We start from the raw sequence: 26,868 nt of genomic DNA, 5'->3' as shown, positions 1-26,868 counted from the left end.
CTGTTCGGCAGCCATGCTGGCCGCCTTCAGGCAGAAACTCCACTTAGAAGCCTGTCCAGATTTGCCGAGCCACCTCTCTCGGCGAGTTCCAACCAGCCACCGAAACTAAGGACAGGCAATGATCAAGCATATCCTGCTCTGTGAATAGGCGCCGAAATCGGACCCAGTCTGTTTGCGGCGCAACCACCTGAAAACCCGTAGAATCGTTCATTTTAAGGGGTCCCGATCAGCGCCGACTTGGACCCTCTTCAACCTCGGCTTTGTTAGCTTTACAATCACCTAGTTCGATTTTGGCGGGGGTCATGCTTGGACGCCTATCCACAACGGGTCTGCGCCATACTCGGCCTTCACCATCGCGGCGAGCGAGTCCGCGCCCTTGCGGAAGTCCACGGGCCTTGTCGCCACCAGCACCCGGGCGTCAGTGCCGGGGCCGATCACCGTGAGGCCTTGAGGGCGTCGATCACCGCGGCGATCACGCCCGCGTCTGCACCGCGCGCAATCCTTACCGATACTCCGTCGATTTCCAGCTCGACCGCAGCTGACGGGTAGCGGCGCCGCCGTGCCCGGCCAGGCTTGGTACGCTCGGGAACGGGATCGATCACGGCAGGGACGAACATCGGTTCGGGCAACGCACGTGCCGATCGCTGTGCGCCCTCCGCGACGTACCGCAGCTCGCGCCGCCACGTGAACAACTGCGAGGGCCGAAGGTCATGCCGACGGGCCAGCTCGCTGATGTTGTCGCAACCCGCCATCCGCGTCACCAGCGCCAGCTTCTCCTCGGTCGAAAACGACCGCCGGCGCCCCGCGCCGGTGAATACCTCAAACCGCCGAAACGGCTCCGAGCTAGCCCCAGCACTTGACCCCGACATAGCTCCAGGCTCGTCCATATCCATGCCGCAAGAGTCGCAGCCGATGAGCGCGCCCGCAAGGTGGAGACGGAACAGCGCTTACGCCTGAGCGCCGCGGTCTAGTTGACTACATGGTGATCGAAAGCGAAACCGGGCTGCAAGCCGACGCCTGTAATCGCGAGATGTGGCACATGGAGGGCACGGCTGGCCGCTGACGACGTCGCTCGGAACTGCGCAGATGCGACAGGTAGCAGAGGTAAGCAAGCAACAAGCTACAATAATTTCCGACTGGCAGGTCGCACAACCTTGCTAGGCCGAGCGCGGCTACCATGAGATTTACAGGTTTGTTTTCATTCGAGCGGGAGACTCAAGCTGCAAATTACACCTTCGACGAGGTAGTCTACTTCTGCCTTGCCGCCGTGACCACGAAGGCCCTTGGAGATCAATTCGCTGCCAAAGCCTCGTCTTTTCGGTAGCACAACCGCCGGACCGCCAGTCTCGCGCCACATCACTTCAAGCACCTGCTTTTCGGATGTCGTGGCCCGCCAACGCACCTCAAGCCGACCGTTCGGGGTGGACAGCGCACCATATTTGGAAGCGTTAGTTGCAAGCTCATGAAAGACTAATGCCAAGGCGACAGCAATCTCTCGATCGATCGCTATATCTGGTCCTTCGAGAATTAATCTGCTGTCATCACTCCTATACGGCGCGAGCTCAGACTCGAGAAGTTCGCGGAGATTCGCTTCTATCCATGAGCGGCGGATGAGGGACTCGTTGGTACGAGAAATTGCAGCAAAGCGGCCTAGCAAAGCGTTCTTCAACTCTTCGGCCGACAAGGACGACTTCGCTGTCAGTGCCACGATTGAATTTATAACTGCCATCGTGTTGCGCAGGCGATGCGCTACCTCGTTGGCGACCAGCTCACGTTGTTTTTCCTCGCCAATTCGAATACTAACATCCCGGATAACGGCGGTGCCGATGTGGTGCCCGTCTAAAAGCTGTCGGCTTAGGCTTATCTCGACCGCCAATTCCGTGCCGTCCTTGCGCCTCCCCCGGACTTCGCGTCCGGCACCCATCACCCGGCGCACCGCAATATCGGCTGCGCAGAACTGGCCATGATCCGCTCGATGCTGATCCTGAAACCGGGATGGAATGAGGACATCAATCGGACGTCCGAGTATTTCTGTCGATGAATAGCCGAACAGCGCCTCGGCAGCGGAGTTGAACAGTATAATATGGCCGTTGTGATCCGTACTTACCACAGCATCGCCAATCAAGGCTAGTATAGCCTGAAAGTCTGTACCAAGCGGAAATCGTGACTGAATTCGGGCCTGTATCGGTGAAGTGTCGTGATTATCCTGCATATATCCTGTCCCCCGAGTACCCTACACCAATTTCAGGGGTTGAGCAGAAAATCTGCTACGAGAGATTTCGGTTATCGCTTGGCCACATGCGGGCTCGGAAACTAATCAGAAATCCTCGGAAGGCTCGACCTGGCGATCGAGCGCGGGGTCATACGCGGTGCACTCGCCGGCGGAAACGTCTTCCCTGACGATGCTGCAACTCTTGTGCGCAGCCTCTAGAACCTCTTGCATATACTGACCAAAGAAGCGCTCGCTTAAATCATCGACGATCGAGGAAAAGTGAACATGTTCCGTCGAGGCCATCGAAAAGGCACGTTCGAGGTAGTGGTCAAAAACCGTCACTAGCGATTGCCACGCCCCTTGCTCATCAAGCCACATTTGCGAGGTTCCCGACGATGTCAAACTCAAGAGATGCGTCCCGGCCAAGCGAGATTTGTTGTCCCGGCGCTTGACGGCACGAAAGGAAAAGTCCGATCCCAATACCCGGTCGACATAGCCCTTGAGCATAGCGGGCGGCGTTCCGAACCAGATAGGATAGACAAAGACGAGAAATGCTGCGTCTGCGATAATGTCGAGCTCGTGCGCGACGTGCGGCGACTGATGAAAGGTCGCCGAACCCGGTCGCTCATTGCCCTGCAAGATCGGGTCGAACTTCATGCGATAGAGATCGCGCAGAACCGCTTGCTGGCCGCTTTCGCGGACCACCGCGCAATATTTTGCCGCCACCGCCGCATTGAAGCTGTCCGGCTCAGGGTGGCACAGGACGACGACGTGCTTGGATTTCTTCGTGCCGCTCATAATTGACTCTCCTGTAGCTGCCCGAGGGACATCAGGGTCAGGATCCTGTCTCGGCAGCCTTCGATCAAGGATCGGAAAACCCCTACAACGCTGGGCTGATCACGTCATCGCTGCTAGCAATGCATCAACCGACACCGTCGCCATCGTCGTAAAGCTGTCGGCGATACCATAAGGCAAGATCAGCGTGCGACCGCTTAGTAGCGCACCGCAGCTATAGATGACGTTGGGCACGTAGCCATCGCGTTCAACCAAGCCCGGGCGCAGCAGCGGCGTCGAAAGGCGTCCCAGCACCTTGGTCGGATCTGCCTTGTCTAGCAGACATGCGCCAATGCAATAATTGCGCACCGGACCAACCCCGTGGATCAGCACCAGCCAGCCCTCGTCGATCTCGATCGGGCACCCGCAATTGCCGAGCTGGACGAACTCCCAAACCCAACGCGGCGACAAAATCTTCGTGCCCGAGTCCCAATGGTAGAGGTCATTAGATTTCAGCAACGAGATATTTTCATGATCCAGCCGCCCCAGCATTGCATATTGCCCGTCAATTCGCCGCGGAAACAGCGCCAGCCCCTTGTTGACCGCAGCGGGTCCGCGCAGAGCGTTGAGCTCGAATGTTTCGAAGTCGGTCGTGCGCAGCAGCTCCTCGCGAATCTCCTCGCCACTAAAGGCGGTATAAGTGCCTAGATCGCTGATCATATTACCGACCTCCGTCGCTCAAGGATCGTTTGAGCGGCGGCGTTCGTTTGAACCGGCTCGTCTGGCAGGGGTTTATGTTAACGGGGATTGCCAATGGCTGACGCACCAACCAAGCCGGAAACCGTCAGCAAGGTGCCGAGGCCGTCCTGACCTTCTTGGATCATCAAGATCGCGGTGACGATGCTTGGCGACACCGACGGCGAAACCGTCACGATGTCGATGAACTGAACTGCTTTCGGTCCGATGGATATGAGGTTAAGCGACCCAGTAACGGTTGGAAATGAACGGCTCGCTGCTTCCGATTGCAGCCGTTCCATGTAGGTGCAACATACGGTTCATGTCAGATCGCCAAAGGCCTCCATCAACCAAGCCCCGCTTTCGTGCACAAGCTCGTTTGAAAAGTTTCGTGTATGCTGCTCGCGGCCTGCGATGGTTGGCACGCGACGAGCACAATGCATGGTTGCACTTGGCGGCGTCGGGCATCGTCATTATCGCTGGGCTGGCTCTACACGTGTCCCGAGAGGATTGGCGATGGCTCGTGGTCGCGATTGCACTTGTCTGGGTAGCCGAAGCCATCAACACTGCCATTGAGGAGCTTTGCGACCGTATTTGCACCGACTTCGATCCATCAATCGGACGCGTAAAGGATTTGGCGGCAGGTGGAGTGTTGGCTGCCTCATTAGCTGCCGCAGCAATCAGCTTGCTGACCCTCGTGCCGCGCTTACTCCAGCGGCTCGCGTAATATCCATATGCTCGGCGAAGCGAAAGCATTTGCGTGTTGAACAAGGCGAAATTTATCGCCCGAGTCTGGAAGCAGACGAAGTCTAGTGGTTCTCGCCTGACATTTGAGTCCGATTAGGGATTCCCGTCGACGTTTTGGCGTGCGAGTCATCGGGGATGCGGAGTGGTATAGTCATCGACCTTGCGTCGGCGGACCGAGAGCGTCTCGAGCGGATCTGCAAGAATCGTAACGCGCCCCAAAAGCACGTCTGGCGCGCCGAGATCGTGCTTTTGAGCGCCGCGGGGATCGGCACCAGCGTGATCATGCGGCGGACGGCCACATCGAAGACATGCGTGTGGCGCTGGCAGGAGCGGTTCATGCAGGAAGGGGTGGAGGGGCAGCTCCGCGACAAGACCCGTCCGTCGCGCATCCCTCCCCTAACCGCGGAGGTTGTCGCATGGGTAGCGAGCCGGACGCATGAGCCGCCGCCGGGTGAGACGACCCATTGGACAGCCTCGCTGATGGCCCGCGAAGCCGACATCAGCGCCAGTTCGGTTCACCGGATCTGGCGCGCCCACGGCCTCTAGCCTCACCGCGTTCGGCAGTTCAAGCTGTCTAATGATCCCGAGTTCATGGACAAGCTTCGCGATGTCGTGGGCTTTTATGTCGCGCCGCCCGCTCATGCGATCGTCCTGTCGTTCGACGAGAAGAGCCAGATCCAGGCTCTCGACCGATCCCAGCCCGGCCTGCCGCTGAAAAAGGGGCGAGCCGGCACCATGACCCATGATTACAAGCGCAACGGCACCACTACGCTCTTTGCCGCGCTCAACATCCTCGACGGGACCGTGACCGGCCACAACATGCAGCGGCACCGCCACCAGGAATTCATCCGCTTTCTCAATCTGATCGAAACGCGCGTGCCCGCCGGCAAGGCGATCCATGTGATCCTCGACAATTACGCCGCTCACAAGCACCCCTAGGTTCGCGAGTGGCTCGAGCGCCACCCGCGCTTCACCTTCCACTTTACGCCAACGTCCTGTTCCTGGCTTAATGCCGTCGAGGGCTTCTTCGCCAGGCTGACCAACCGTCGACTCAAACGCGGCGTGTTTCATTCGCTCGTCGACCTTCAGGCCGCCATCAACCGCTTCCTGGTCGAGCACAACGAAAGCTCAAAGTCCTTCGTCTGGACCGCTGACCCCGACAAAATCATCGCTGCCGTCAGACGCGGGCACCAAGTGTTAGATTCGTGTGGATCGGCGTGCAAAAAGGGGTCTGACTCAAATTCCGTGCAAGTAACGGTCTTGCCGGAGCCATCATCCTCGCCTTGAGTAAATCGAGCTTGGCGCGGCCGTACATTTGGCGCTTGATCGATTTGAGGTGAGTGACGTTGCCTTCGACCTGTCCGCTGGACCATGGGCTCGAGATAGCGGCGGCCACGGCATCCTTGTCGGCCTCGACGCCAGCGGCAAAGGCAGCGAGCTTGCTGCCGGCGGCGATGGTAATCCACGGATCAAGGCGCGCTTCGTCCTTGGAACGCATCATCGCATGGAAGCGGTCAAGGACGTCGCGGGCCGCGACCAGCGCGGGCACCGCCCGCTCGATCACCGCGTTGACCATCGCCGTCTGCGCCGACCCCGTCTCCCGTTCGGTTGTCATGCTGCGAGCGATTGTGCGCGCACTCAGTGAGGCGCCGACAGCGTGGCCGAGCTTCTCGTCACGACGACGGCGGGTGGTCCATTCGCTGACCACGCGCAACGACCCCGCAAAGCCCGACGCTTTCAGTCGGCGCCATAGCTCGGCACCCACCCGGCATCCGGCGTTCCACTCGGCCTCGAGTGTGAGCGACCAGGCATCCAGCGAGCTCTGGCGATTGCGGAATGTGTCGTGACGCTGTCCGCGCAGGATTTTGCGGATCGTCTGGCGTGAAACGCCGGTGGTGCGCGCCATGGCTTTGATCGACACACCTTGCCCAGCAAGATCCTGGAGTTGCCGGTTGAGTGACTCGCGCAGTTGGGCACCAACCCACTGGAGGTGCTCGGCGCGGGTCAGAGTCGCGGGATCAACCGGCTCCGAAGGTGCAAGCGCCAGGCGCAGGCGGGGCATCTCGGAACGGACTGCGGCCAGAAAAGCCTCGGACGCGTTCTCGAACAGGTGCCAGCGATCGGCCACTTGCCGGGCTTGGGGCGCCGCTTCCTTGGCCGCAGCGACATAGCCCGGCCCGCGATCCCGGCAGATGATCTCCACCTGCGGATTCTGCCGAAGCCACGCGACCACCGTCTCGCGTTGGCGATCGGGTAAGAGGTCGATGACCTGACGGCGTTCCAGATCGACGACAATGCTGCCGTAGCTGTGCCCGCGGCGCCACGCGAAGTCATCGATGCCGATCACCCGGGCGGGCGATGGCGGCTCTACCATCGGATCGCCGCGGCGCAGGACACGCAGCATCGTATCGCGCGACCACGGCACCGCCAATCGCGCCATCATCCGCGCACCCGGTCTGCCGCCAAGAGCGACAGCTACCGCCCGCAGCAGCGCCTCACAGCGACCGATCCGCCGGCCGTACCGCCGGCCGAAGGTCGGCGCCAACGGCTCGCTGAATGTCATGCGCGGGCAAGGATCATGCACGCACCGGAAGCGCCGCACCGACAGCCGAAGCTCGACCCTGGCCCCGCTGACCGGCAAATCTGAAAGTCTGCGATCGTACCGGCTGTGGCAAGATGCCGACGTCGTGCCGCAATCCGGACAGGTTGCGTGCGACGCAGCCATCCGTCCGGACATCCGCACGACGCCGTCAACGATCGCCCTGTGATCTACGATCAACCCTGGCAGCGATAGGCTGTCGTCCCATCCCCGTGTACCCATCGCTTCCCGCTCCTGCCTTAGCCACCAGCAGGAAGTGCCACTCCGACGGACGATCTTGTCAAATTTGCACGGAATTTGAGTCAGACCCATGCTTGGACGCCTATCCACACTCGGAGCTAAGATCCTGTCGGCATGGCAGAGCACTGAGCAGGATGCTGATGGTGACGGAGGTGGGCGGTGAAGCACCGCGCTCCCTCAAGGTCCGCAAGAATAATCCCACCCCCGGATACTGCCTACAGCCTTTCGGTCGGTTGCGCGTCCGCGGGCGAAATTCTGCTTTCTGGCTAGACGCGCCGCATCTTCTGTCGCAGCCTGGGGATATACCTACAGATGCAGACGACCATCGCGCGGGGGCACGGCCCGTGACGGGACCGACGGTTGCGACGAACATCAGCCGAGTACGGAATGCCTGCGCAGTGGTGCACGACGCGACTGTGAGTAGTTTCCGACACTGCTCGCGGCGGTGCAAACGCAGGTAAGGCACGATCCTTCTGACAAGGATCGCCTTTTTATGAGCAGTTACACATTCGTCGGCAGCGGCATCGCTTCGCTCGCGGGGGCGGTCATCCTGCTGCGCGATGGCGACGTCGCCGGCAAGGACATCACGATCCTTGAGGAAAGCCACCAGACCGGCGGCGCGTTCGATGCGCACGGGACCGCCGAGGACGGCTATTTCATGAGCGGCAGCCGCATGTTCGAGGCGATGTACCAATGCACCTTCGACCTGCTCGACGGCATTCCGTCAGCGACCGATCCGACGATTTCGGTCACCGAGGAAACCAACCGCGCCGCCAAGAAATGGCCGTGGGACAACAAGGTCCGGCTGGTCAATCGCGACGGCAGCGTGCCCGACGCGCATTCAATGCGCTTCAACGAGCATGACCGGATCAACCTCGTCACGCTGATCGGCGAGCCCGAGAGCCTGCTCGACGACAAGCGCATTACCGATTGCTTCACGCCCCATTTCTTCGAGACCAATTTCTGGATGGAATGGTGCACGCTGTTCGCGTTCGAACCGTGGCACAGCGCGATCGAATTCCGCCGCTATCTGCGGCGTTTCATCCACCATTTCTCGACGATCGATGTTCAGCACGATATTTATCGCACTGTCTACAACCAGTATGACAGCATGATCGTGCCACTCATGACCTGGCTGAAGGATCGCGGTGTCCAGTTCCGGCACGGCGTCCGCGTCGAGGATCTGGGCTTCGCCGCGGGCAGCGACGCGATCACCGTGACGAGCATCGCGACGCTGACCGCCGATGGCCCCGCGGCGATCCCGGTCGCACCGGGCGACTGCGTGTTCGTCACCAACGGTTCGATGACCGCCGACAAGGCGTTCGGGTCGATGACCAAGGCCCCCGGCCTCGATACGACCAACCATTCGGGTGCATGGAAGCTGTGGGAAAAGCTGGCGGAGGGCCGGCCCGCCTTCGGTAACCCCGCCGCCTTCAACGGCAATGTGGAAGAGAGTTCGTGGATCTCCTTCACCGTAACGGTCAAGGACCCGTTGTTCATGGAACTGATGGAGCGCTTCAGCGGGAGCGCGGCGGGGACCGGCGGGCTGATCACCTTCAAGCAATCCGCCTGGCTGCTGACGCTGTCGATCTATCACCAGCCCTTTTTCCCGGGGCAGCCCGAGGGCGTCGCGGTGTGGTGGGGCTATGGCCTGTTCCACGATCGCCCTGGCGATTACGTTAAGAAGCCGCTGGTCGAGTGCAATGGCGCGGAGATTATGGCGGAAGTGCTCGGCCATCTGCGCTTCAGCACGCCCGACAGCGCGGCGGTCCTCGCGGCATCGACCTGTATTCCGTGCGCGATGCCCTACATCACCAGCCAGTTCATGAAGCGCAAGATGGGCGACCGGCCGCTGGTGGTGCCGATCGGATCGACCAACCTCGCCTTTCTCGGCCAATATGCCGAACAGCCCGACGACGTCGTGTTTACCGTGGAATATTCGATCCGCTGCGCGATGACCGCGGTCTACACGCTGCTCAAGCTCGAAAAGACGCCGCCGCCGGTGTATAAGGGGCTGCACAGTCCCAAGGTGATCGTGGACGCGATCCGGACGCTGCATCGATAGTGCCGATACCGCCGATCCGGGACGCAATTTCGCGGCGGTGCGGGCACGCGCATCACTGGCCACGATGCATCATCTCCCGAGCCCGCGCCGCCGCCGCGCGCTCCAGCCTCAAAGGATAGCACGATGCTCGATATCAAAACCGACAAGACCAACACCGACAGCTTCGAGATGGCGGGAAAATGCCCGTTCGGCGGCGACCGCATTGGCGGCACGCTGGGCACGCCGCCGTCCTTGTCGGACTGGTATCCGAACCGGCTGAAGGTCGAGCAGCTTCATTCGAACGGTCCGCAAGCCAATCCGCTGGGCGACGATTTCGACTATGCGGCGGCGTTCGAGGGCCTCGATTATGCGGCGCTCAAGCAGGACATCAAGACATTCCTGACCTCGTCGGTGGCGTGGTGGCCGTCGGATTACGGCAATTACGGTCCGCAAATGATCCGCATGGCGTGGCACGCGTCGGGCACGTACCGCATCGCCGATGGCCGTGGCGGCGCTGGCGAGGCTTTGCAGCGCTTCGCGCCGATCGACAGCTGGTGGGACAATGGCAACACCGACAAGTCGCGTCGGCTGATCTGGCCGATCAAGCAGAAATACGGCAGCGCGCTGTCCTGGGGCGACCTGATGGTGCTGACCGGCAATTGCGCGCTCGAGATCATGGGCTTTCCGACTTATGCCTTCGCGGGCGGTCGGCATGATGCATGGGAGGCCGACACCAGCACCTATTGGGGTCCGGAAGTCTGGGATCCCACCGGATCGCCTTCGTCCGACAGCATGGTGACGCGCGACAAGCGATGGCGCGGGAAGAATGGTGATGCGGACTATGATCTCGAAAACCCGCTCGCCGCGACGCATCAGGCGCTCATCTACGTCAATCCCGAAGGCCCCTATGGCAAGGGCGATCCGATGGGATCGGCCCGCGATATCCGCATCGCCTTCACGCGCATGGCGATGAACGACGAGGAAACCGTCGCGTTGATCGCGGGTGGCCATGCGTTCGGCAAGAGCCACGGTATGGTCAGCGCGGGCGAGGTCGGTCCGCCGCCGGAGATTGCGCCGATCGAGGCGATGGGCATGGGCTGGCAGAACCCCGAAGGCACCGGCTTTGCCGAATATACCATGACTAACGGCATCGAAGGCAGCTGGACGCCCAACCCGACGCAGTGGGACAACAGCTATCTCGAAAACCTGTTCGGGTTCGAATGGGAACAGACCAGGAGTCCGGCGGGTGCATTGCAGTGGACGCCGGTGGATCCGACCGCGCCGAAGACGCCGGACGCGCATGTTCCGGGGCGCATGAACCCGCTGATCATGATGACCAGCGACATCGCGCTCAAGGTCGATCCGGCCTATCGCCAGGTCTGTGAGAAATTCCTCGGCGATTTCGACGCCTTCACCCAGGCATTCTCCAAGGCATGGTACAAGCTCACGCACCGCGATATGGGTCCGCGCGAACGCTATCTCGGACCCGAGAAACGTAACGAGGACGACCTGTTGTGGCAGGATCCGATCCCTCCGCTGACGCACCGTACGATTGAAGCGGGCGACGTGGCCGGGCTCAAACAGGCGATCATGGCGACGGGGGTGTCACCATCGGATCTGGTCTTCACGGCCTTTTCGGCGGCAGCGACCTATCGCGACAGCGACAAGCGCGGCGGCGTGAACGGCGCACGGCTGGCGCTCGCCCCGCAGAAGGACTGGACGATCAATCGGCGCACCGTCGCCGTCATCGCCGCGTTGCGCGGCGTCATGGCTGGTTTCAACGGCAAGCAAGCTGGCGGTACCGAGGTTTCGCTGGCCGACCTGATCGTGCTGGGCGGCTGTGGGGCGATCGAGCAGGCCGCGTCCGACGCCGGCGTTGCCGTCACCGTGCCCTTCACGCCGGGGCGACGCGATACGACGCAGGACCTGACCGACGTCGAGATGTCCAACTGGCTGAAGCCCGTGGTCGATGGCTTTCGCAACTATGTCGACGACAGCTATGACCAGATCGCCCCGGCTGTCTCGCCCGAGGAGATGTTCCTCGACAAGGCGCAGCTTCTGGGCCTCACCGCGCCGGAATGGGTCGCGCTGGTCGGTGGCTTGCGGGTGATGGGTGCCAATCATGATGGGTCTTCCCGCGGCACCTTCACCGACCGGGTCGGCGTGCTGTCGAACGACTTCTTCACAGTGCTGACCAGCATGGCGTATGAATGGAAAAAGGCGGACGAAAAGGGCATGACCTTTACGCTCGACGACCGCGAGAGCGGCATCGCGAGGTTCCGGGCGACGCGCTGCGACCTGGTCTTCGGTGCAAACAGCCAGCTGCGTGCGGTCGCCGAAGTCTATGCCGCAGGGGACGGACAAGCCCGGTTTGTCCGGGACTTCGTCAAGGTCTGGGACAAGGTGATGATGCTCGATCGCTACGACGTCCGCGGCTAGAGCTTCAATCCGGCGGTTTCCAGGGAGCGCACATCGATGCGCTCCCGATCCCCTTTTCATGCGCGACCACCCTGCCCGTCAGAAGCGCATCGACCCCGTTTCCATGAAGCGCTGATGCCACGACAACGCCTCACCCGGCAGCGATGGCGACTGCTGGCCGTAGGATCCGATCCGCGCGCGGGCGTAATAATCGGCGAGCGCTGGGCGATAATCGGGATGCGCGCAGCGTTCGATGATCAGCATCGCGCGTTGCTTGGGGCTGAGCCCGCGCAGATCGGCAAGGCCCTGTTCGGTCACCAGCACCTGCACGTCCTGGCTGATATGGTCGACATGGCTCGCCTGTGGTACAATCGCGGAAATCTTGCCGCCCTTGGCGGTCGACGGCGTCATGAAGATCGACACATAGGCGTTGCGCGCGAAATCGCCCGATCCGCCGATGCCGTTCTGGATGCGCGATCCCATGACGTGCGTCGAATTGACGTTTCCGTAAATGTCCGCCTCGATCAGCCCGTTCATCGCGAGGCAGCCCAGCCGGCGGATCAGCTCGGGATGGTTGCTGATCTCCTGCGGGCGCAAGATCATCGCGTTGCGGTAGCGCCCGAGATCGGCGTTGAGCCGCGCGGCTGCCTCGGGGCTGAGCGAGAAAGCAGTCGCCGACGCCATCCGCAATTTGCCCGAATCGAGCAGGTCGAGCATCCCGTCCTGGATGACTTCGGTGAACGACGTCATGTTGCTGAATGGGCCGTCGACGAGACCGGTCAGCACCGCATTGGCGATGTTGCCGACGCCGGATTGCAGTGGCAGCAGCGACGCCGGCAAGCGCCCGCGCGCGACCTCGTGCGTGAAGAACTCGATCAGATGCCCGGCGATCGCATGCGCCGCGGCATCGGGCGCGGCGAACGGCAGGTTGCGGTCGGGCGCTTCCGTCTCGACGATCGCGACGATCTTGTCGGGATCGACACGAAAATACGGCTCCCCGATCCGGTCGTCGGCCCGGACCAGCGGGATCGGCACGCGGTGCGGTGGCAGCGCGGTGCCGTAATAGATGTCGTGCATCCCCTCCAGCGCGGGGTTCTGCCAATGGTTGACCTCGAGGATCACCTTTTCAGCGCGGTCGAGCCAGGTCTTGTTATTGCCCACCGACGAGGAAGGAATGAGCGAACCGTCGGCGCGGATGCCGGAGACTTCAATGATCGCGGTGTCGAGCGGCCCGAGGAAGCCCTGCCACGCCATCGGCGCGACCTGGCTCAGGTGCATGTCGAAATATTCCATCTCGCCGCGGTTGATCTTCTCGCGCGCGATCGGGTCCGAATTATAGGGCAGCCGGAATTCGATGCCGTCGGCCTTCGCCAGCGCGCCGTCGAGCTCAGGCCCGGTCGAGGCACCAGTCCAAATCCTCACGCGGAACGGATTCCCGGCGGCGTGCTCGGCTTCGATTCGAGCGGCAAGCGCGAGCGGTACCGCCTTGGGATAGCCCGAGCCGGTGAAGCCGCTCATGCCGATCGTACTGCCCGAATCGATGAGCGCAGCTGCTTGCTCGGGACCCACGACGCGTGCGCGCAAGGTTGGATTGTCGATACGGCTCTTGCTCATTGTGGGCCTCGTTTCACCAAGCCGCAGCGCGTGCGATCATGCAGCACGTTCGAAGGTCGCCGCTGCCCGGTCTGGCAAACGTCTGTCTACACGGTGCCCTCAAGTGTACGACCTATTCGCCGCTGGCAACCAACCGTTTGCCCGGCCCGGATCAACCCGCCTTGTCTTCAGGTACTCGGCATAGTCCCGAGCGCGGTGCGTGCCATCGTTACGATCTGCGGCACCGTCGTATGCGAGAGGTCCGCCACGAGCGGAACGGCGACGCGCCTGCCCAACAAATGGTGGTGTTGGGTAAGGTATGCGATGAAGTGACCAGCCTCGTTACTCTGCCCCTTTCCTTCGCTCACAAGCACGATGCGGCCCGTGGCCGGCAGCGCTTCGGCGACAGCTTCGAAGAAGCGGGTGTCGGCCGGATACTCTTCGTCGCGATCGGCGTCGTGACGCTTACGATCGATATGTTCGTGCAGCAGGTGGCGCGTTTCCTCGACGGCCATTGTATGGCTTTCGCCATGGATCGGGTAGAGCCGCGCGCCAGCGTGGTCGATCACGACGAGCATGTCCGGCGCAGCCGCTGGAGCAGGTGCAGCCGGCTCGGTACCCTTATCGGACCAGCCGGCTCTAACCAGCAGGTGCCGAACATCCATGATCTCGGTGGCATCCAGGTCTTTGCCGCGCCCGGGTTTCAGCGAAAGCTGTTCGCCGCCGATACGAAGCATCAGATTTCCATTGGGTCGCGGCTCGGCCGAGCCGATCGTTTCCAACAGGTTGGTCAGTTCGCGCCACGTCAAATTGTGGGACAGCGGGTGCTGGAACACCTTATCAACCACAGCTTGGTGCGTACCGGAGATGCCCTTGGCAAGAGCGCGATCGATCGTGGGGGCGTCGTGGGACATTATGCGGCCTTTCCAGTTGAGCCTAGTAGAATGCGCCGCGGACGACACGGGCGATCCGCCCTGTCCGCACATTGACGAGCAAGAGATCGGGTCCGTAGCGCACCCACCGGAAACCGCGTGGCGGGGCGCCGACGCCGAAGGCGGAATACCCGTCAAAATAGTAGCCGGAGCCCAGGAAGACCCTGGGCAGCATCGACCCGATCGACCAGCTTCTGTAGCTGTAGCCGCGTGGGTACCGAAACGGTGTGGCGTGTTGGGGCCGGAGGCGTCCAGTCTGCGGGACGGGTGGGTGGAATGCTGGCGGGGTGCGAGGCTGGGCGTGCTGCAAAGCGTCATTTGGCGGCGTGCGATCGTTAGATCGCTCGCCTGGAGCCCTATGAGCGGGGGGCGCTCGCCCCTGGAGGTTAACTGGGGCTGAGGAAGGCGGCGAGGAAGCCCCGCGCGGGGAATGCTGCGCACCTGACGGTCTTTGCGAAGGCATCGATTGCACTGCGGGGCGTGAAGGCTGTGCGCTTTCGCGCTGGCCCTGCTGGCGGGCACGACCCTGCTCGGTTTGCCCACGCTGCTGATCCGGTTGCCGCGGACGATCTTGTGCACCGGCTGCTGCTGGTAGCAGCGCCAGCGCGGTTATCGTTGCCAGGAACACCCGCTTCATCAAGAATATCTCCGTCCAATGATGTGATTGGACGAAGATGGTCGTTCGCCGTTCGACGCGGCAGGATCGGAATCTACGCAGCGTGTCCGCTTGGAGTCTCCGCGTTAAGCTGATGCGGACTTCGAACGAGGCATCGCGCCCTTCCCGTCAGGAGCCCGAACACCGACCCAAAAATCTTACATCGCTCCGCGCGTTCATGAACCGCGGCCGGCCTGAGTATTTTCCGGGGCTGTCTGGCTGTTGGGAGAGGGGCGCAAGGGTCTTCGACGACGCCGGACCTTTTACCATGCGTTCCGGCGCGCCCTCGAATTGGAGCTGCATCATGTCGAAAGATGAAGAACTCAAGAATTCCGTACTCGCTGAGCTGAAGTGGGAGCCGAGCATCTCTTCGGCCCATATCGGCGTAACGGCCGAAGATGGTACCGTTACGCTTACCGGTCACGTCGAGACCTACGGCCAGAAGCGTGCAGCCGAAATGGCAACGGGGCGCGTCAAAGGGGTTAAGGCGGTTGCCGAGGAAATCGAGGTTCGGCTCCCGTTCACGGTCAAGCACGACGATGCGCAGATCGCCAAGGCCGCAGCCGATCGTCTGGAATGGGATGCCGAGACACCTCGCGACGCGGTAAAGGTCAAGGTCGAGAAAGGCTGGATTACACTCACGGGCACCGTCGCTTGGCATTTCCAGAAAGACGCTGCCGAACGCGAAGTCAGGGGTTTGTCGGGCGTGGTCGGCGTGTTCAACCAGATTTCGATCAAGCCGCGCGTCGATACCGCGCATGTCAGCGAGGATATCCGCCATGCATTGCACCGCGGCTGGCTCAATCCGGACAATATCAAGGTCACCGAGCATGACGGCAACGTGAAGCTCACCGGTACTGTCGAGAACTGGCAGGAACGTCAGACTGCCGGCGCCACTGCCTTGGCAGCCCCTGGCGCAAACTCGGTCGAAAATGACCTGATCGTCGCCTGGTAGGTCTAGGCCCACGTGACATCGCCGCCAGCCCGATTGTCGGGCTGGCGACTGCACAGGTTTTAGCGAAAGTTTGGGGCGATACTTGGTCGCTCCAAACTTCGGTGGCTTTTTCCCGAACAACCCGAACGGTCGCGTGCAGCGTGTCCGGTTGCCGTACGTAACATGCCTTTAGCAGGTTGAGAGTCGGCATAATCGGGAGCGAGTGCGAGCCTCCCACCCATAGGAGCTAAGGTCAGGCTTTGGTTCAGCTGACCCTTTGCCGATCCGGCGTATTGCCAGCCAGCGACCGCGCGAGCTCTTCGGAAATCCGTTTCGCCTCTTCCTCGACTTCGTAAAAGTCCTGCTGGGCGAACCGATCGCTCAATTGGGACGTGATTTGCCCTAGATGAATATGCTTTTGGGAGAACATGCCAAAGCCAGCCACCAGGTAGCGGTCAAACACATCGCGAAGCGCTTGCACCTCGCCCTGCTCGTCGAGCCAAATCGTCGTTGCTGCAGATGTCGTAAAACTGAGCAGCCGTTTCCCGCCGAGCAGGTCATTGACGTCGTTCCGTTGTATCGCCTGCGGATCGACACCGGCACCCAGAACCCTTTCGACATAGCCCTTCATCATCGCTGGCGGCGAGCCAAACCAGATCGGATAGATCAGTACGAAAATATCACTGCCGCTGAGCAGGGCGAGCTCGCGTTCCACATCGGCAGAACGCTGGAAGCCAGGAATTGTTGGTCGTTCGGACGCCTTTAGCACCGGGTCGAAACCCATCGCATAGAGGTCGCGAAAAATGACGTCCTGGCCCGCCGCGCGGACCGCTGCGCAATAGGTATCCGCGATCGAGCGATTAAAGCTATCGGGATCGGGGTGGCAAAGCACGACGACATGGCGTCCAACGTGGCCTGTTGACGGAATCGGAAGGGTCATATCGATTTCCTTGACGATAAAGCGGACTCGATCGCGGGCATCTCAGGCGTCGGTCGGGCTAACGATATCATTCTCGCGCTACGGCCCGTCGCGTTACGGTCGCGAGCATCGCTCTTCCCAACCTGCTCAACCGCTAGTGGGACGTGGTATTACGGTCGTGCCGCAGCTTGTGCTGAGGCAGCAGCCCAGCCAGTCGTCTAGCCGTGCGAAATCCAGCCGAATGATATCAGACCGGCTCAGGGACCCGTTGGCCGTCATAATAGCCGTGGTACTGATACTCGTAAGCACGGTCGATGGCCTCTGATCCGTCATACGCGGGACTCTGTTTGACCTTTTCGCGGTCAACATCGAGGTTCACCGTGCGGTCCGACCAGCTCGTCGATTGAATGGAGCGTGGCGAGATCAGAACCTTCTTTCCAGGCCACCAGTTGCGCGTGTCCACGACCATATAGCGAACGCTCCAGTCCCCGTCCTCGAGCAGAAAGTCGGCGACATGCCCGATCTCACCATCTCGTGCATGGATGTGGTAGCCTGTGACCTCTTTAACACTGCGCAGATGTCTGTCGCCGCGGGCGCGGTCTGCATCTTCTGCGCTGGGCTCGCGTGAGCGAAATCCAGGGCTGTTGGGGGCGAAAGGACCTCCAGCGCAGCCGTATCCGCCCATGTAGAAGCCGGTGTACCAATACGGGCTCCAGCCGTAATAATCGTAGAGATCGGTTTCTATCTGACCCGAGACCGGCTCGTCGGATTGGATGTCGGGGCTGTCCTTCACCTGCTGCCTGGTCAGGTTGACCGCCAGTTGATGGCCGATGTGATTGACATGGCTGAATGCCGACGGCGGAAGGAGCACCTTGCGGCCCGACAGGAAGGTCCCGGTGTCGACGACCAGCCAGCGAACCCGCCAGGAAATCTCGTCAAACAGAAAGTCGGTGACCGCGCCAATTTTGGCCATCACTTGCGCTGACAGTGTAACCACTGATTTTCGAAGTATGTCTCAGCATATCACGCATCTCTCGGGTTAAGGACAGCAAAGTGAGACCCTAACCGCGCGAACCGGCGTGGGCAGGGCCGGAATCTACTCACAATGCGCGTTGGCAAAGCGTTAGACGGCCTAACCAGCGCCAAGATCGGCGCGGCCGCGTCTTCGTCACGGAAACGCGTAATCAGGCTGCCGGGCCGAGCTCCAATGGATTTGCCCTGCCACACCGGCTGTGGCCGGTCAGATTTAAGCGACCAGGCTCGGCGCTGGCTCGCGTCGCTCTTCCAGCTGATCGAGTGTCGGATAGTCGGTGTATCCATGGGCACCACCGCCATAGAAGGTTGCGGGTTCCATCAGATGGTTGAGCGCTGCGCCTTTTCTGAAACGCTCCACCAGATCCGGATTGGCGAGGAACAACCGGCCGAAAGACACCAGATCCACGCAGCCGCTGGCAACGGCGTCGATCGCCATCTGGCGGTCATAGCCGTTGTTGACCATCCATACGCCTTCGAAGCAATCGCGCAGTGCAGCGTAATCAAACGGGAGGCTGTCTCTCGCCCCGCCGGTTTCTCCTTCGACCACATGCACATAGGCCAGACCCAGGGGACTGAGCCGATCGACGACATATTCAAACAGCGGCTGGGGATCGCTGTCATGAGAGTCCCCTGCCGTCGAGACCGGTGAGATCCGAACGCCAAGCCGGTCTGCGCCGATTGCGTTCGCACAAGCCTCCGTCACCTCAAGTAGGAGTCGTGCCCGGCGTTCAATTGATCCGCCATAGGCGTCCGTCCTGTGGTTCGTACCATCGCGCAGGAAGGCGTCGAGCAGATAGCCGTGAGCACCGTGCAACTCGACACCATCGAAGCCTGCTTCGAGCGCTCGCGTCGATGCATATCGGAAGTCTTCCACGATGACGGGGAGTTCCGCCAGTTCGAGGGCGCGGGGCATCGAGCAGTCGACAAAGCCCTGCCCAGCAACGAATGTCTTGGTGTTGGCCCGGATCGCGGAGGGGGCGACCGGCGCCTGGCCATCCTTCTGAAAGCTGGTGTGAGAGACCCGCCCGGTATGCCAGAGCTGCACGACGATCTTGCCGCCCTTAGCATGGACCGCATCGGTCACCGTTCGCCAGCCCGCTACCTGCGCGTCCGTATAACAGCCGGGCGTTCCGGAATAGCCTTGCGCCTGCGCCGAGATCTGCGTCGCCTCGGCGATGATCAGGCCCGCGGATGCGCGCTGACTATAATACTCGGCGGCGAACGGGCTGGGCACAAGGCCTGAGCCAGCGCGGTTGCGGGTCAACAGCGCCATCACGATGCGGTTGGCCAGGCGAATGGCGCCAACCTCCGCAGGTTCAAATAGCGCATCGGGTTTACGGTGCTGATACGTTCGGAACAAAACTCATCTCCGGGCCTGTTTGGCCTTTGTGTGGATCACGGTAGGTGCGGTCGTTGGGCCGCATGCCGAAACGACCCAGCCGGGCGCGCATTGCGGCCGACTGGGATGCTTCAGATCAGGCGTGGATAGGGACGGCTGGCTCCGCCGCCTTCCCCGCATCGGCGGTTTTGCCGCTTTTCGTGTCGGTGAAATCGAGCACCACGCGAGACGGCACGTCGCCATTCTCGAGCCGCTCGAAGATCGTGTTGATCGACGCGAGCGGCTGGAGTTCGATATCCGCTTTGACCTTGCCTTCTGCGGCAAATTGCAGGCACTCGGCCATGTCCTTGCGGGTGCCAACGAACGACCCGCGGATGGTGATGCAATTCGCAACGACATCGAACAACGGCGTGGGGAATTCGCCCGGCGGAAGACCGACGAGCGCGCAAGTGCCCCGCTTGCGTGTCATCTCGATTCCCTGCTTGAACGCCGGCAATGATGGCGCCGTGATCAGCACCCCGTGCGCGCCGCCACCGATCGCCTTCTTGAGCACCTCGCCTGGGTTCTGCTTCCGGGCGTTGATGACCATATCGGCGCCAAGCCGCGTCGCATGGGCGAGCTTCCCGTCGTCGATGTCGACTGCGCAGACGTGCAGGCCCATGACCTTGGCATATTGAATTGCGAGATGGCCGAGGCCGCCGCACCCGGAGATCGCGATCCATTCGCCCGGGCGGGCTTCGGTTTCCTTGATGCCCTTGTAGGTCGTGATCCCGGCGCAGATCAGCGGGGCCGCCTCGGTAGGGCTTAATTCCTTGGGGATATGTGCGACGTAATTGGGGTCAGCGAGCACATACTCGGCAAAGCCGCCATTCTGGGTATAGCCGCCGAATTTTGCTTCGGCACACACGGTCTCCCATGCCGAGAGGCAATATTCGCAGTGACCGCACGCGGAATAGAGCCAAGGCACGCCCACCCGATCGCCTTCCTTTACGATCGTAACCCCCGCGCCGAGCGCAACGACAATGCCGATCGCCTCGTGCCCCGGAATAAACGGCGGCGTTGGTTTCAGCGGCCAATCACCCTTCGCGGCATGAAGGTCGGTATGGCAGACACCGCAGGCCTCGGTCTTGACGAGGATCTGCCCGGGCCCGGGCAGGTGGACGGCGCATTCCTGCAGTTCGAGCTGTTTGCCGAAGGCGGTGACGACAGCGGCGTGCATTGTCTTGGGAATCATAACGCGTTCCTTAGTCGGGGGGGGGGCGATTGTGCGGATCAGGCTCAGAATCCGAGCTTTGCCGAGGCGACCAGATGGCGGCGGTAGAGCCTGCCGAAGTCGTGCACGTCGGTATCGGTGTAGCGGATACCGACCGCGATATGCTTGTTGAAGGCATAGCCGGCGCCGGCGTTCCAGGCCGTGTAGCTATTGCCCGCATCAATCTGCTGTCGACCGACCGCCCCACTCACCGTCAATTTGGGTGTGAAGCTGTAGCTCGCGTTACCCTCGAAATAGGTGCCGGGCCGCTTGCTGCCGAAATACTCAAAGGCGTAGTTGACCGAGCCACCAACTTTGATCGCGCCGAAGGTTCGCGAGACTGAGCCGCGAAGTTCGATCGTATCGATCGAAACGCCGGTTGGCGCGCCGATATAGCCATAGCGGATCGCCCCGACATCCATATCGAATCCGGCAAGCGAGGAGGCCCATCCGGCGGACAGGTCATATTCGACGTCGATGCCGTTACGAAAATCGACATTCTCTCCGCCTGCAGCGACGTAAAAATGATCGTAGCTGATCTTGGCACCCGCGAAGATGGCAGGACCGTTTTCCGTCTGGCTCACGCCCCGAAAGATGTAGTTCGACGCGCCGGTCAAGCTGACGCTAAGAACTGGCGGGAGCATTGGCACGGTCGCCTCGTCCGGCATCACAATCGCGGTGTCGGCGCCGCGCACCTGCGCATGTGCGTTGGATGCGGCGCCTCCTAGCATCGCGACGGCTGCAGAGAGTGCAGCCATACGCACGAGAGCGAGCGTTCCTGAAGTACTGGCGATCATGCCGCCGCCGCCCCGAGACCGCGCACGGCCTCGATCATCTTGATCAGCACGGCCTGCGCATCGCCATAGACCATGTCGCAATTAGGTTTGTAGAACAGCGCGTTGACGATGCCGGAGTAGCCTTTGCCCTGCCCGCGTTTGATGACGTAAACCTGTTTGGCCATGTCCGCGTTGAGGATCGGCATACCGAAGATCGGCGAGGATTTATCGGTGCGCGCCGCCGGATTAACGACGTCGTTGGCGCCGATCACCAGCACGACGTCAGTGGTGGCAAAATCGGCGTTGATGTCGTCGAGCTGGAAGATGAGGTCATAGGGCACGCCGGCTTCAGCCAGCAGCACGTCCATCTGTCCCGGCATTCTGCCGGCGACGGGATGGATCGCGAAGCGGACCTGCACCTTGGCGGCGAGCAGCAGCTTGACGAATTCGTAGAGCTTCTGCTGCCCTTGCGCAGCCGCCAGACCATAGCCCGGCACGATGATGACGCTGCTGGCGTAACGCATCTGGATGCCCGCATCGGATGCCTGGGTCTCGCGTTCCGTGCCGGTGACGGCGCCCGGCTTCGCCTTGGCGGGAGCCTCGCCGAAATTGGAGAAGAGCACATTGGCGACCGAGCGATTCATGGCTTTCGCCATCAGCAGGGTGAGGAGCAGGCCTGCCGCACCGACCACCATGCCGGCGATCATCAGCGCGGGATTGCCGAGCACATAGCCTTCGAACCCAACCGCAAGCCCGGTGAAGGCGTTGTAGATCGAGATCACCACCGGCATGTCCGCGCCGCCGATCGGCAGCGTCATCAGGACGCCGAACAGCAAAGCGAGGCCGAAGAAGATCAGGATCCAGGTAGCAACGGGCAGCACTGGTGGCACGCCGCTGAGTGCGGTGAACACCATCCATCCGCCGACCGCGAGCGCGGCAACGAACACGACGCCGTTCAGGGCGCGCTGGCCGCCGAACCGCAGTGGAGCGCCGAGCACACCCTGAAGCTTGGCCCAGGCGATCACCGACCCCGACATCGAGACCGCGCCGATCAGCGCGCCGAGCAATGTCACGACGAGATGCGTGGTCCCGGTCGCGCGGTTCCCGAACAGTTCGACCGCGGCGATGCCGCCCGCCGCCCCGCCGCCCATGCCGTTATAGATCGCCACCATCTGAGGCATGGCGGTCATCGCGACCTTGCGGCCGACAATCCATGCAAAGCCACCACCGATCGCGAGTGCGACGACGGCGAGTACGAGGTTAACGATCAGATGCGGTCGCGCCGCAGCGTCGATCGTGAACACATAAAGGAAGCTGACCAGCACGGCGGCGACCATGCCGATGCCCGCAACGCGAATGCCCGAGGCCGCCGTGGCGGGCGACGACATCCGCTTGAGGCCGAAGAGGAACAGGAATGCAGCGACCAGATCGGTCGCGCCTATCGCGATTTGGGAGATGATGGCGAGCATGTCCTCACCCCTTCTTTTTGAGGTGATGGACCGTGGCGGTCTTGTGCTTGGTGTCGTCGCCGCTCGACTTGAACATCGCGAGCATCCGGTCGGTCACGGCATAACCGCCCGCCGCATTGCCCGCGCCGAGCAGCACCGCGAAAAAGCCAATGCCTTGCTCGAGCGGCGTGCTGGCGTTGAGTAGTGCGAACAGGCCGCCGACCACGACGATGCCGTGGACGAAGTTCGACCCCGACATCAGCGGCGTATGCAGGATCGCCGGCACGTTCCCGATGATCACCCAGCCCGCAAAGCCGGCGAGCATGAAAATGTAGAGGGCGATGAAGCCCGTCATGGCAAGGTCGCTATTCATGCTCGGTGTCCCATCGCGGTCACGCCGCTTTCGCGGTCGGTGTGGCGGCATTTTCATGCGCCTTGTCGGCGTCGGAGAGCTTGCCGTCATGGGTCAGCGCGGTCTTCGCCAGCACCTCGTCGGTCCAATCGATCGTCACGATATTGTCGTGCAGCATCAGCGCGAGCAGATTGAACTGGTTCTTGGCGTAGAGCTCACTCGCATCTTCCCCGAGGTTCGACGGCACATTCAGCGGCGCGACGATCGTGACCCCGTCGACGCAGATCGTTTCGCCTGGCTGTGTCGCTTCACAATTGCCGCCACCCTCCGCCGAGAGGTCAACGATCACCGCGCCCGATTTCATGCCCGCCACCTGGGACCTGCTGATCAGCGTGGGCGAGGCTTTTCCGGGGATCGCGGCGGTGGTGATGATCAGGTCGGACGCCTGGATGTGCTTTGTCAGCGCGGTGTCGACCTTGGTCTTCTCGTCCGCGGTCAGCGCGCGGGCATAGCCGCCCTTGCCCGTCGCATTGACGTCAGTATCAACGAAGGTCGCGCCGAGCGACAGCGCCTGCTCTCGGGTTTCAGGACGGACGTCATAGCCTTCAACCACCGCCCCCAGTCGCTGCGCGGTCGCGATCGCCTCCAGCCCGGCGACACCGAGCCCCATCACAAGCACCTTGGCCGGTCCGATGACGCCTGCCGCCGATGTGATCTTGGGCAGGACGCGGTCCATATGCGTCATGCCGAGCGCGACGGCATAATAGCCCGCCAGCGCTGACTGGCTCGAAAGCGCGTCCATCGCCTGCGCGCGCGAAATACGCGGGATGCGCTCCATCGCGAAGCAGGTGATGTGCCTTGCGAGCAGGTGTTTCACCAGTTCGGGCTCGTTCGCCGCATAGACGAAGCACAGCAAGATTGCGCCGGGCTTCATTGCATCAACGACGTCGAGCGCCGGTGGTTGGACGCACAGCACCACATCGGCATCCGCGACCATTGCGCTGCGATCATCCATGAAGGTCACGTCGCCATAGCCTGATTCCGGGACCCGGATCGCGTCGGCGGCTCCGGTCTGCATATGCAGTCTGGCGCCTAGCTTGGTAAGTTTGGCCACCGTCGACGGCACCAACGCGACGCGGCGCTCGTGCGGCTGGGTTTCTTTGAGAACGGCGATATTGACGTACATGGGGCGCTCCGCGGTCTCGCTTCAGGGCGCCCGGCAGGATTGCCGGGCGCCGGTCTTGAAGCTCAGGCAGGCGCTTTTGCATTGTGGATGCGGACCAGCTTTTTGTTCACGAACTGCTGAATGCCCATGTCGCCGAGCTCGCGGCCGTAGCCCGAGTCCTTGATGCCGCCGAAGGGCAGCTCGGCGTCGGTCCAGTCGATGTTGTTGATGAACATCATGCCGGTCTCGACCTTCGACGCGACGCGACGTCCCCGTGCCACATCCTTGGTCCACACCGAGCCGCCGAGGCCGAAATCGGAGTCATTGGCGATCGCAATGGCTTCGTCCTCATCCTTCACGCGGAAGAAGAGCGCGACCGGTCCGAAGAATTCCTCGCGGAAAGCGGGGTTGTCCTTCGCAATGTCAGTCAGGATCGTCGGCGTCATGAACGATCCGGCACGATCGACACGCTTGCCACCGAGCGCGACCTTGGCGCCGTGTGCGACCGCGCCATCGACTTGCTTGAGCAGATCGACCAGCGCCTGTTCGGTCGAAAGCGGTCCGAGCGTCGTCTTCTCATCCATCGGATCGCCCGCCTCGAGCGCGCCGAGCGCGGCCTTGAACTTCTCGAGGAACGCGTCCGCCATGCTCTCGACCACGATGAACCGCTTGGCCGCGCAGCAAGTCTGGCCGGTATTGTACATCCGGCCCCACACCGCCCAGGGAACGGTCAGGTCGAGATCCGCATCCTCGAGCACGATGAAGGCGTCACTGCCGCCCAATTCCATCGACGAGACCTTGAGATTCTTGCCGGCGCGCGAGGCAACGCTGCGGCCTGCGCCGACACTGCCGGTCAGCGCGACGCCCTTGATGCGGGGATCATCGACGACGGTGTCGGACTGATCATGGCTGATCAGCAAATTGGTATAGAGGCCGACCGGCGCACCCGCTTCGATCAGCAGCTTTTCGAAGGCGATCGCGCACTGTGGCACGATGCCGGCGTGCTTCACGACCATCGTGTTGCCCGCCATCAAATGCGGCCCGGCGACGCGGGCGAGCTGGTAATAGGGGAAGTTCCATGGCTCGACGCAGAAGATCACCCCGATCGGGCTGCTCTCCATATGCGCTTCGCCATTGGTGGGGTTGAGCTTCACCGGCGCCAGGAAGCGTTCGGCGTTCTTGGCGTAATACGCCATGATCCGCGCACTGAATTCCACCTCGCCGCGCGCCTCGCCGATGCGCTTGCCCATCTCGGTCGTCATGATGCGCGCGAACGCGTCGGCGCGCGCGTGGAGGATTTCGCCTGCTTTGGCGATGATCTTGGCGCGCTCGGCGTAGGATGTGTGGCGCCACGTCTGGTAGCAGGCGTCGGCCGTCGCGATCTTGGTCTCGAGTTGCGGATCGCCGAGATCGGCGAAGGATTCGACGAGTTTGCCGTTGAACGGATTGAGGCTTTGATAGGTCATGAAATTCAGCTTTCTGTTGGAATGAGGACGGCCAAGAGCAGGTCGCCGGTCGTGTCGTCATGCGCGGTGTCAGGCGTCGATGATGACCTTCAGCGCCTTGGTTTCCGCAGCGCGCCCGAATGTGTCGTACGCGTCGAGGATCTGGTCGAGCTTGAAGTGATGCGTGATCAGCCGGGTCGGGTCGATCTTCCCCGATTGCACCGTCTTCAGCAGCATGGGCGTTGTGACGGCGTCGACCAGCCGCGTGGTGATCGCGATATTCTGCGACCAGAGCGTCTCCAGATGCAGGTCGACCTTCTGGCCGTGAACGCCGATATTGGCGATGATCCCGCCGGGCGCGACGATCTGCTGGCACAGCTCGAAGGTCGCCGGGATACCGACCGCCTCGATCGCTGTGTCGACGCCCTTTCCGTCGGTGAGCGCCTTCACCTTGTCTGAAGCCTTGCCGTCCGCGCTGTTGATGGTCCGGGTCGCGCCGAACGTCATCGCCATCTCCAGGCGATTGTCATCGAGATCGATCATGATGATCTCGGCAGGTGAATAGAGCTGTGCGGTGAGCAGCGCGGCCAGCCCGATCGGTCCTGCGCCGACGATCGCTACCGTCGATCCTGGCGAAACCTTGCCGTTGAGCACGCCGCATTCGAACCCGGTCGGCAGGATGTCGCTCAGCATGACCATCGCGTCCTCATCCGCACCCTTGGGGATCGGATAGAGGCTCGTCTCGGCATGCGGGATGCGGACATATTCGGCCTGGGTGCCGTCGATCGAATTGCCGAGGATCCAGCCCCCGGTCGTGCAATGCGAATACATGCCGCGGCGGCAATATTCGCACTTCCCGCACGATGATATGCAAGAGATGAGCACGCGGTCACCCGTCTTGAAGGTGGTGACGCCGGCACCGACGGCCTCGATCGTACCCACGCCTTCATGGCCCAGAATACGCCCGGGCGCGCAGGTCGCGACATCGCCCTTCAAAATGTGCAGGTCGGTCCCGCAAATGGTCGTCTTGACCATCTTGACGATCGCATCGCCCGGATCGGTGATCCCGGGCTTGGGACGGTCTTCAAGGCTTTTCTTGCCCGCGCCACCGTAAACGAATGCCTTCATGATACGCATGCTCCTGGTCCGCTACTCGCGCAGAATTGCCCGATGCGGCCGGTCCAGCCGGTTCGCGGTGGCTGGTTCAGGATTGCGAGGTAGGATTCATCAGTTTGGGATATCAGCGTCGGAAAC

The 26,868-nt window shown here is 61.8% G+C and carries 21 protein-coding genes and 3 pseudogenes; 5 read left to right on the top strand and 19 right to left on the bottom strand.

Annotated elements, in window-relative coordinates:
• Positions 1-434: 434 nt before the first annotated feature.
• The 5 genes and pseudogenes from tnpA to IE187_RS18640 all read right to left on the bottom strand — a co-directional run bounded on the left by tnpA (position 435) and on the right by IE187_RS18640 (position 4,023).
• Positions 435-869: an IS66-like element accessory protein TnpA gene (gene tnpA / locus IE187_RS18660; protein WP_189677528.1), complete on the bottom strand. Its 435-nt coding sequence runs from the start codon at positions 867-869 to the stop codon at positions 435-437.
• Between the two features lie 329 nt (positions 870-1,198).
• A complete protein-coding gene (locus tag IE187_RS18655; protein ID WP_189677522.1) occupies positions 1,199-2,212 on the bottom strand; it encodes an HWE histidine kinase domain-containing protein in 1,014 nt (337 codons plus the stop codon).
• Positions 2,213-2,317: 105 nt separating this feature from the next.
• Positions 2,318-3,010, bottom strand: a complete 693-nt coding sequence (locus IE187_RS18650) for an NAD(P)H-dependent oxidoreductase (protein WP_189677521.1) — start codon at positions 3,008-3,010, stop codon at positions 2,318-2,320.
• 99 nt (positions 3,011-3,109) lie between these two features.
• A pseudogene (locus tag IE187_RS18645) lies at positions 3,110-3,691 on the bottom strand (glycoside hydrolase family 130 protein); the annotation flags it as partial.
• Between the two features lie 92 nt (positions 3,692-3,783).
• Positions 3,784-4,023 carry a hypothetical protein gene (locus tag IE187_RS18640; RefSeq protein ID WP_189677519.1) on the bottom strand — a complete coding sequence of 80 codons (240 nt, stop codon included), beginning with the start codon at positions 4,021-4,023 and terminating at the stop codon, positions 3,784-3,786.
• Positions 4,024-4,112: 89 nt separating this feature from the next.
• On the opposite strand from IE187_RS18640, the gene IE187_RS18635 reads away from it, so the two are divergent.
• Both IE187_RS18635 and IE187_RS18630 read left to right on the top strand, forming a co-directional pair.
• Entirely contained in the window at positions 4,113-4,448 is a 336-nt protein-coding gene (locus tag IE187_RS18635; protein WP_229839516.1) for a diacylglycerol kinase family protein, read from the top strand.
• 155 nt (positions 4,449-4,603) lie between these two features.
• Positions 4,604-5,674: pseudogene (locus tag IE187_RS18630) on the top strand (IS630 family transposase); the annotation flags it as partial.
• A gap of 64 nt (positions 5,675-5,738) precedes the next feature.
• Here IE187_RS18630 and IE187_RS18625 read toward each other — a convergent pair.
• A pseudogene (locus tag IE187_RS18625) lies at positions 5,739-7,289 on the bottom strand (ISL3 family transposase); the annotation flags it as partial.
• 463 nt (positions 7,290-7,752) lie between these two features.
• Here IE187_RS18625 and IE187_RS18620 point away from each other — a divergent pair.
• Entirely contained in the window at positions 7,753-9,372 is a 1,620-nt protein-coding gene (locus IE187_RS18620) for an oleate hydratase (RefSeq protein WP_268249535.1), read from the top strand.
• Positions 9,373-9,495: 123 nt separating this feature from the next.
• The gene (gene katG / locus IE187_RS18615) at positions 9,496-11,790 is read left to right on the top strand and encodes a catalase/peroxidase HPI (protein WP_189677516.1); all 2,295 of its coding nucleotides are present in this window, start codon (positions 9,496-9,498) and stop codon (positions 11,788-11,790) included.
• A 78-nt stretch (positions 11,791-11,868) separates the two neighbouring features.
• On the opposite strand, the gene scpC is transcribed toward katG, so the two are convergent.
• The 3 genes from scpC to IE187_RS21455 form a co-directional block, all read right to left on the bottom strand.
• The gene (gene scpC, locus IE187_RS18610) at positions 11,869-13,383 is read right to left on the bottom strand and encodes a succinyl-CoA:acetate CoA-transferase ScpC (RefSeq protein ID WP_189677515.1); all 1,515 of its coding nucleotides are present in this window, start codon (positions 13,381-13,383) and stop codon (positions 11,869-11,871) included.
• A 167-nt stretch (positions 13,384-13,550) separates the two neighbouring features.
• On the bottom strand, positions 13,551-14,276 hold the full coding sequence (locus tag IE187_RS18605) for a hypothetical protein (RefSeq protein WP_189677514.1): 726 nt from the start codon (positions 14,274-14,276) through the stop codon (positions 13,551-13,553).
• Positions 14,277-14,298: 22 nt separating this feature from the next.
• Positions 14,299-14,469: an RcnB family protein gene (locus IE187_RS21455; protein ID WP_229839515.1), complete on the bottom strand. Its 171-nt coding sequence runs from the start codon at positions 14,467-14,469 to the stop codon at positions 14,299-14,301.
• Between the two features lie 748 nt (positions 14,470-15,217).
• Here IE187_RS21455 and IE187_RS18595 point away from each other — a divergent pair.
• Positions 15,218-15,904, top strand: a complete 687-nt coding sequence (locus IE187_RS18595; protein ID WP_229839514.1) for a BON domain-containing protein — start codon at positions 15,218-15,220, stop codon at positions 15,902-15,904.
• A 244-nt stretch (positions 15,905-16,148) separates the two neighbouring features.
• On the opposite strand, the gene IE187_RS18590 is transcribed toward IE187_RS18595, so the two are convergent.
• The 10 genes from IE187_RS18590 to IE187_RS18545 all read right to left on the bottom strand — a co-directional run bounded on the left by IE187_RS18590 (position 16,149) and on the right by IE187_RS18545 (position 26,742).
• Positions 16,149-16,823: an NAD(P)H-dependent oxidoreductase gene (locus IE187_RS18590; RefSeq protein WP_189677513.1), complete on the bottom strand. Its 675-nt coding sequence runs from the start codon at positions 16,821-16,823 to the stop codon at positions 16,149-16,151.
• A gap of 226 nt (positions 16,824-17,049) precedes the next feature.
• Positions 17,050-17,814, bottom strand: a complete 765-nt coding sequence (locus IE187_RS18585) for a PRC-barrel domain-containing protein (RefSeq protein ID WP_308435299.1) — start codon at positions 17,812-17,814, stop codon at positions 17,050-17,052.
• Between the two features lie 234 nt (positions 17,815-18,048).
• A complete protein-coding gene (locus tag IE187_RS18580) occupies positions 18,049-19,197 on the bottom strand; it encodes an alkene reductase (RefSeq protein ID WP_189677511.1) in 1,149 nt (382 codons plus the stop codon).
• 115 nt (positions 19,198-19,312) lie between these two features.
• Entirely contained in the window at positions 19,313-20,407 is a 1,095-nt protein-coding gene (gene adhP / locus IE187_RS18575; protein WP_229839520.1) for an alcohol dehydrogenase AdhP, read from the bottom strand.
• 47 nt (positions 20,408-20,454) lie between these two features.
• Positions 20,455-21,225: a TorF family putative porin gene (locus IE187_RS18570; protein WP_189677510.1), complete on the bottom strand. Its 771-nt coding sequence runs from the start codon at positions 21,223-21,225 to the stop codon at positions 20,455-20,457.
• Positions 21,222-22,673, bottom strand: coding sequence for an NAD(P)(+) transhydrogenase (Re/Si-specific) subunit beta (locus IE187_RS18565; protein WP_189677509.1), 1,452 nt, complete (start codon positions 22,671-22,673; stop codon positions 21,222-21,224). The genes IE187_RS18570 and IE187_RS18565 overlap by 4 nt, the downstream gene beginning before the upstream one ends.
• Before the next feature lie 4 nt (positions 22,674-22,677).
• Positions 22,678-23,025 carry an NAD(P) transhydrogenase subunit alpha part 2 gene (locus IE187_RS18560; RefSeq protein WP_189677508.1) on the bottom strand — a complete coding sequence of 116 codons (348 nt, stop codon included), beginning with the start codon at positions 23,023-23,025 and terminating at the stop codon, positions 22,678-22,680.
• A gap of 19 nt (positions 23,026-23,044) precedes the next feature.
• Complete coding sequence (locus IE187_RS18555) at positions 23,045-24,190, bottom strand: NAD(P) transhydrogenase subunit alpha (RefSeq protein ID WP_189677507.1); 1,146 nt, start codon at positions 24,188-24,190, stop codon at positions 23,045-23,047.
• Between the two features lie 62 nt (positions 24,191-24,252).
• Positions 24,253-25,635, bottom strand: a complete 1,383-nt coding sequence (locus IE187_RS18550; RefSeq protein ID WP_189677506.1) for an NAD-dependent succinate-semialdehyde dehydrogenase — start codon at positions 25,633-25,635, stop codon at positions 24,253-24,255.
• 69 nt (positions 25,636-25,704) lie between these two features.
• Complete coding sequence (locus IE187_RS18545; protein ID WP_189677505.1) at positions 25,705-26,742, bottom strand: zinc-dependent alcohol dehydrogenase family protein; 1,038 nt, start codon at positions 26,740-26,742, stop codon at positions 25,705-25,707.
• Between the last annotated feature and the right edge of the window lie 126 nt (positions 26,743-26,868).

Source organism: Sphingomonas glacialis (assembly GCF_014653575.1).
Lineage (GTDB): Bacteria > Pseudomonadota > Alphaproteobacteria > Sphingomonadales > Sphingomonadaceae > Sphingomonas > Sphingomonas glacialis.
The sequence above is the reverse complement of the archived record's forward strand: the minus strand, read 5'-3'. Positions and strand labels throughout refer to the sequence as shown.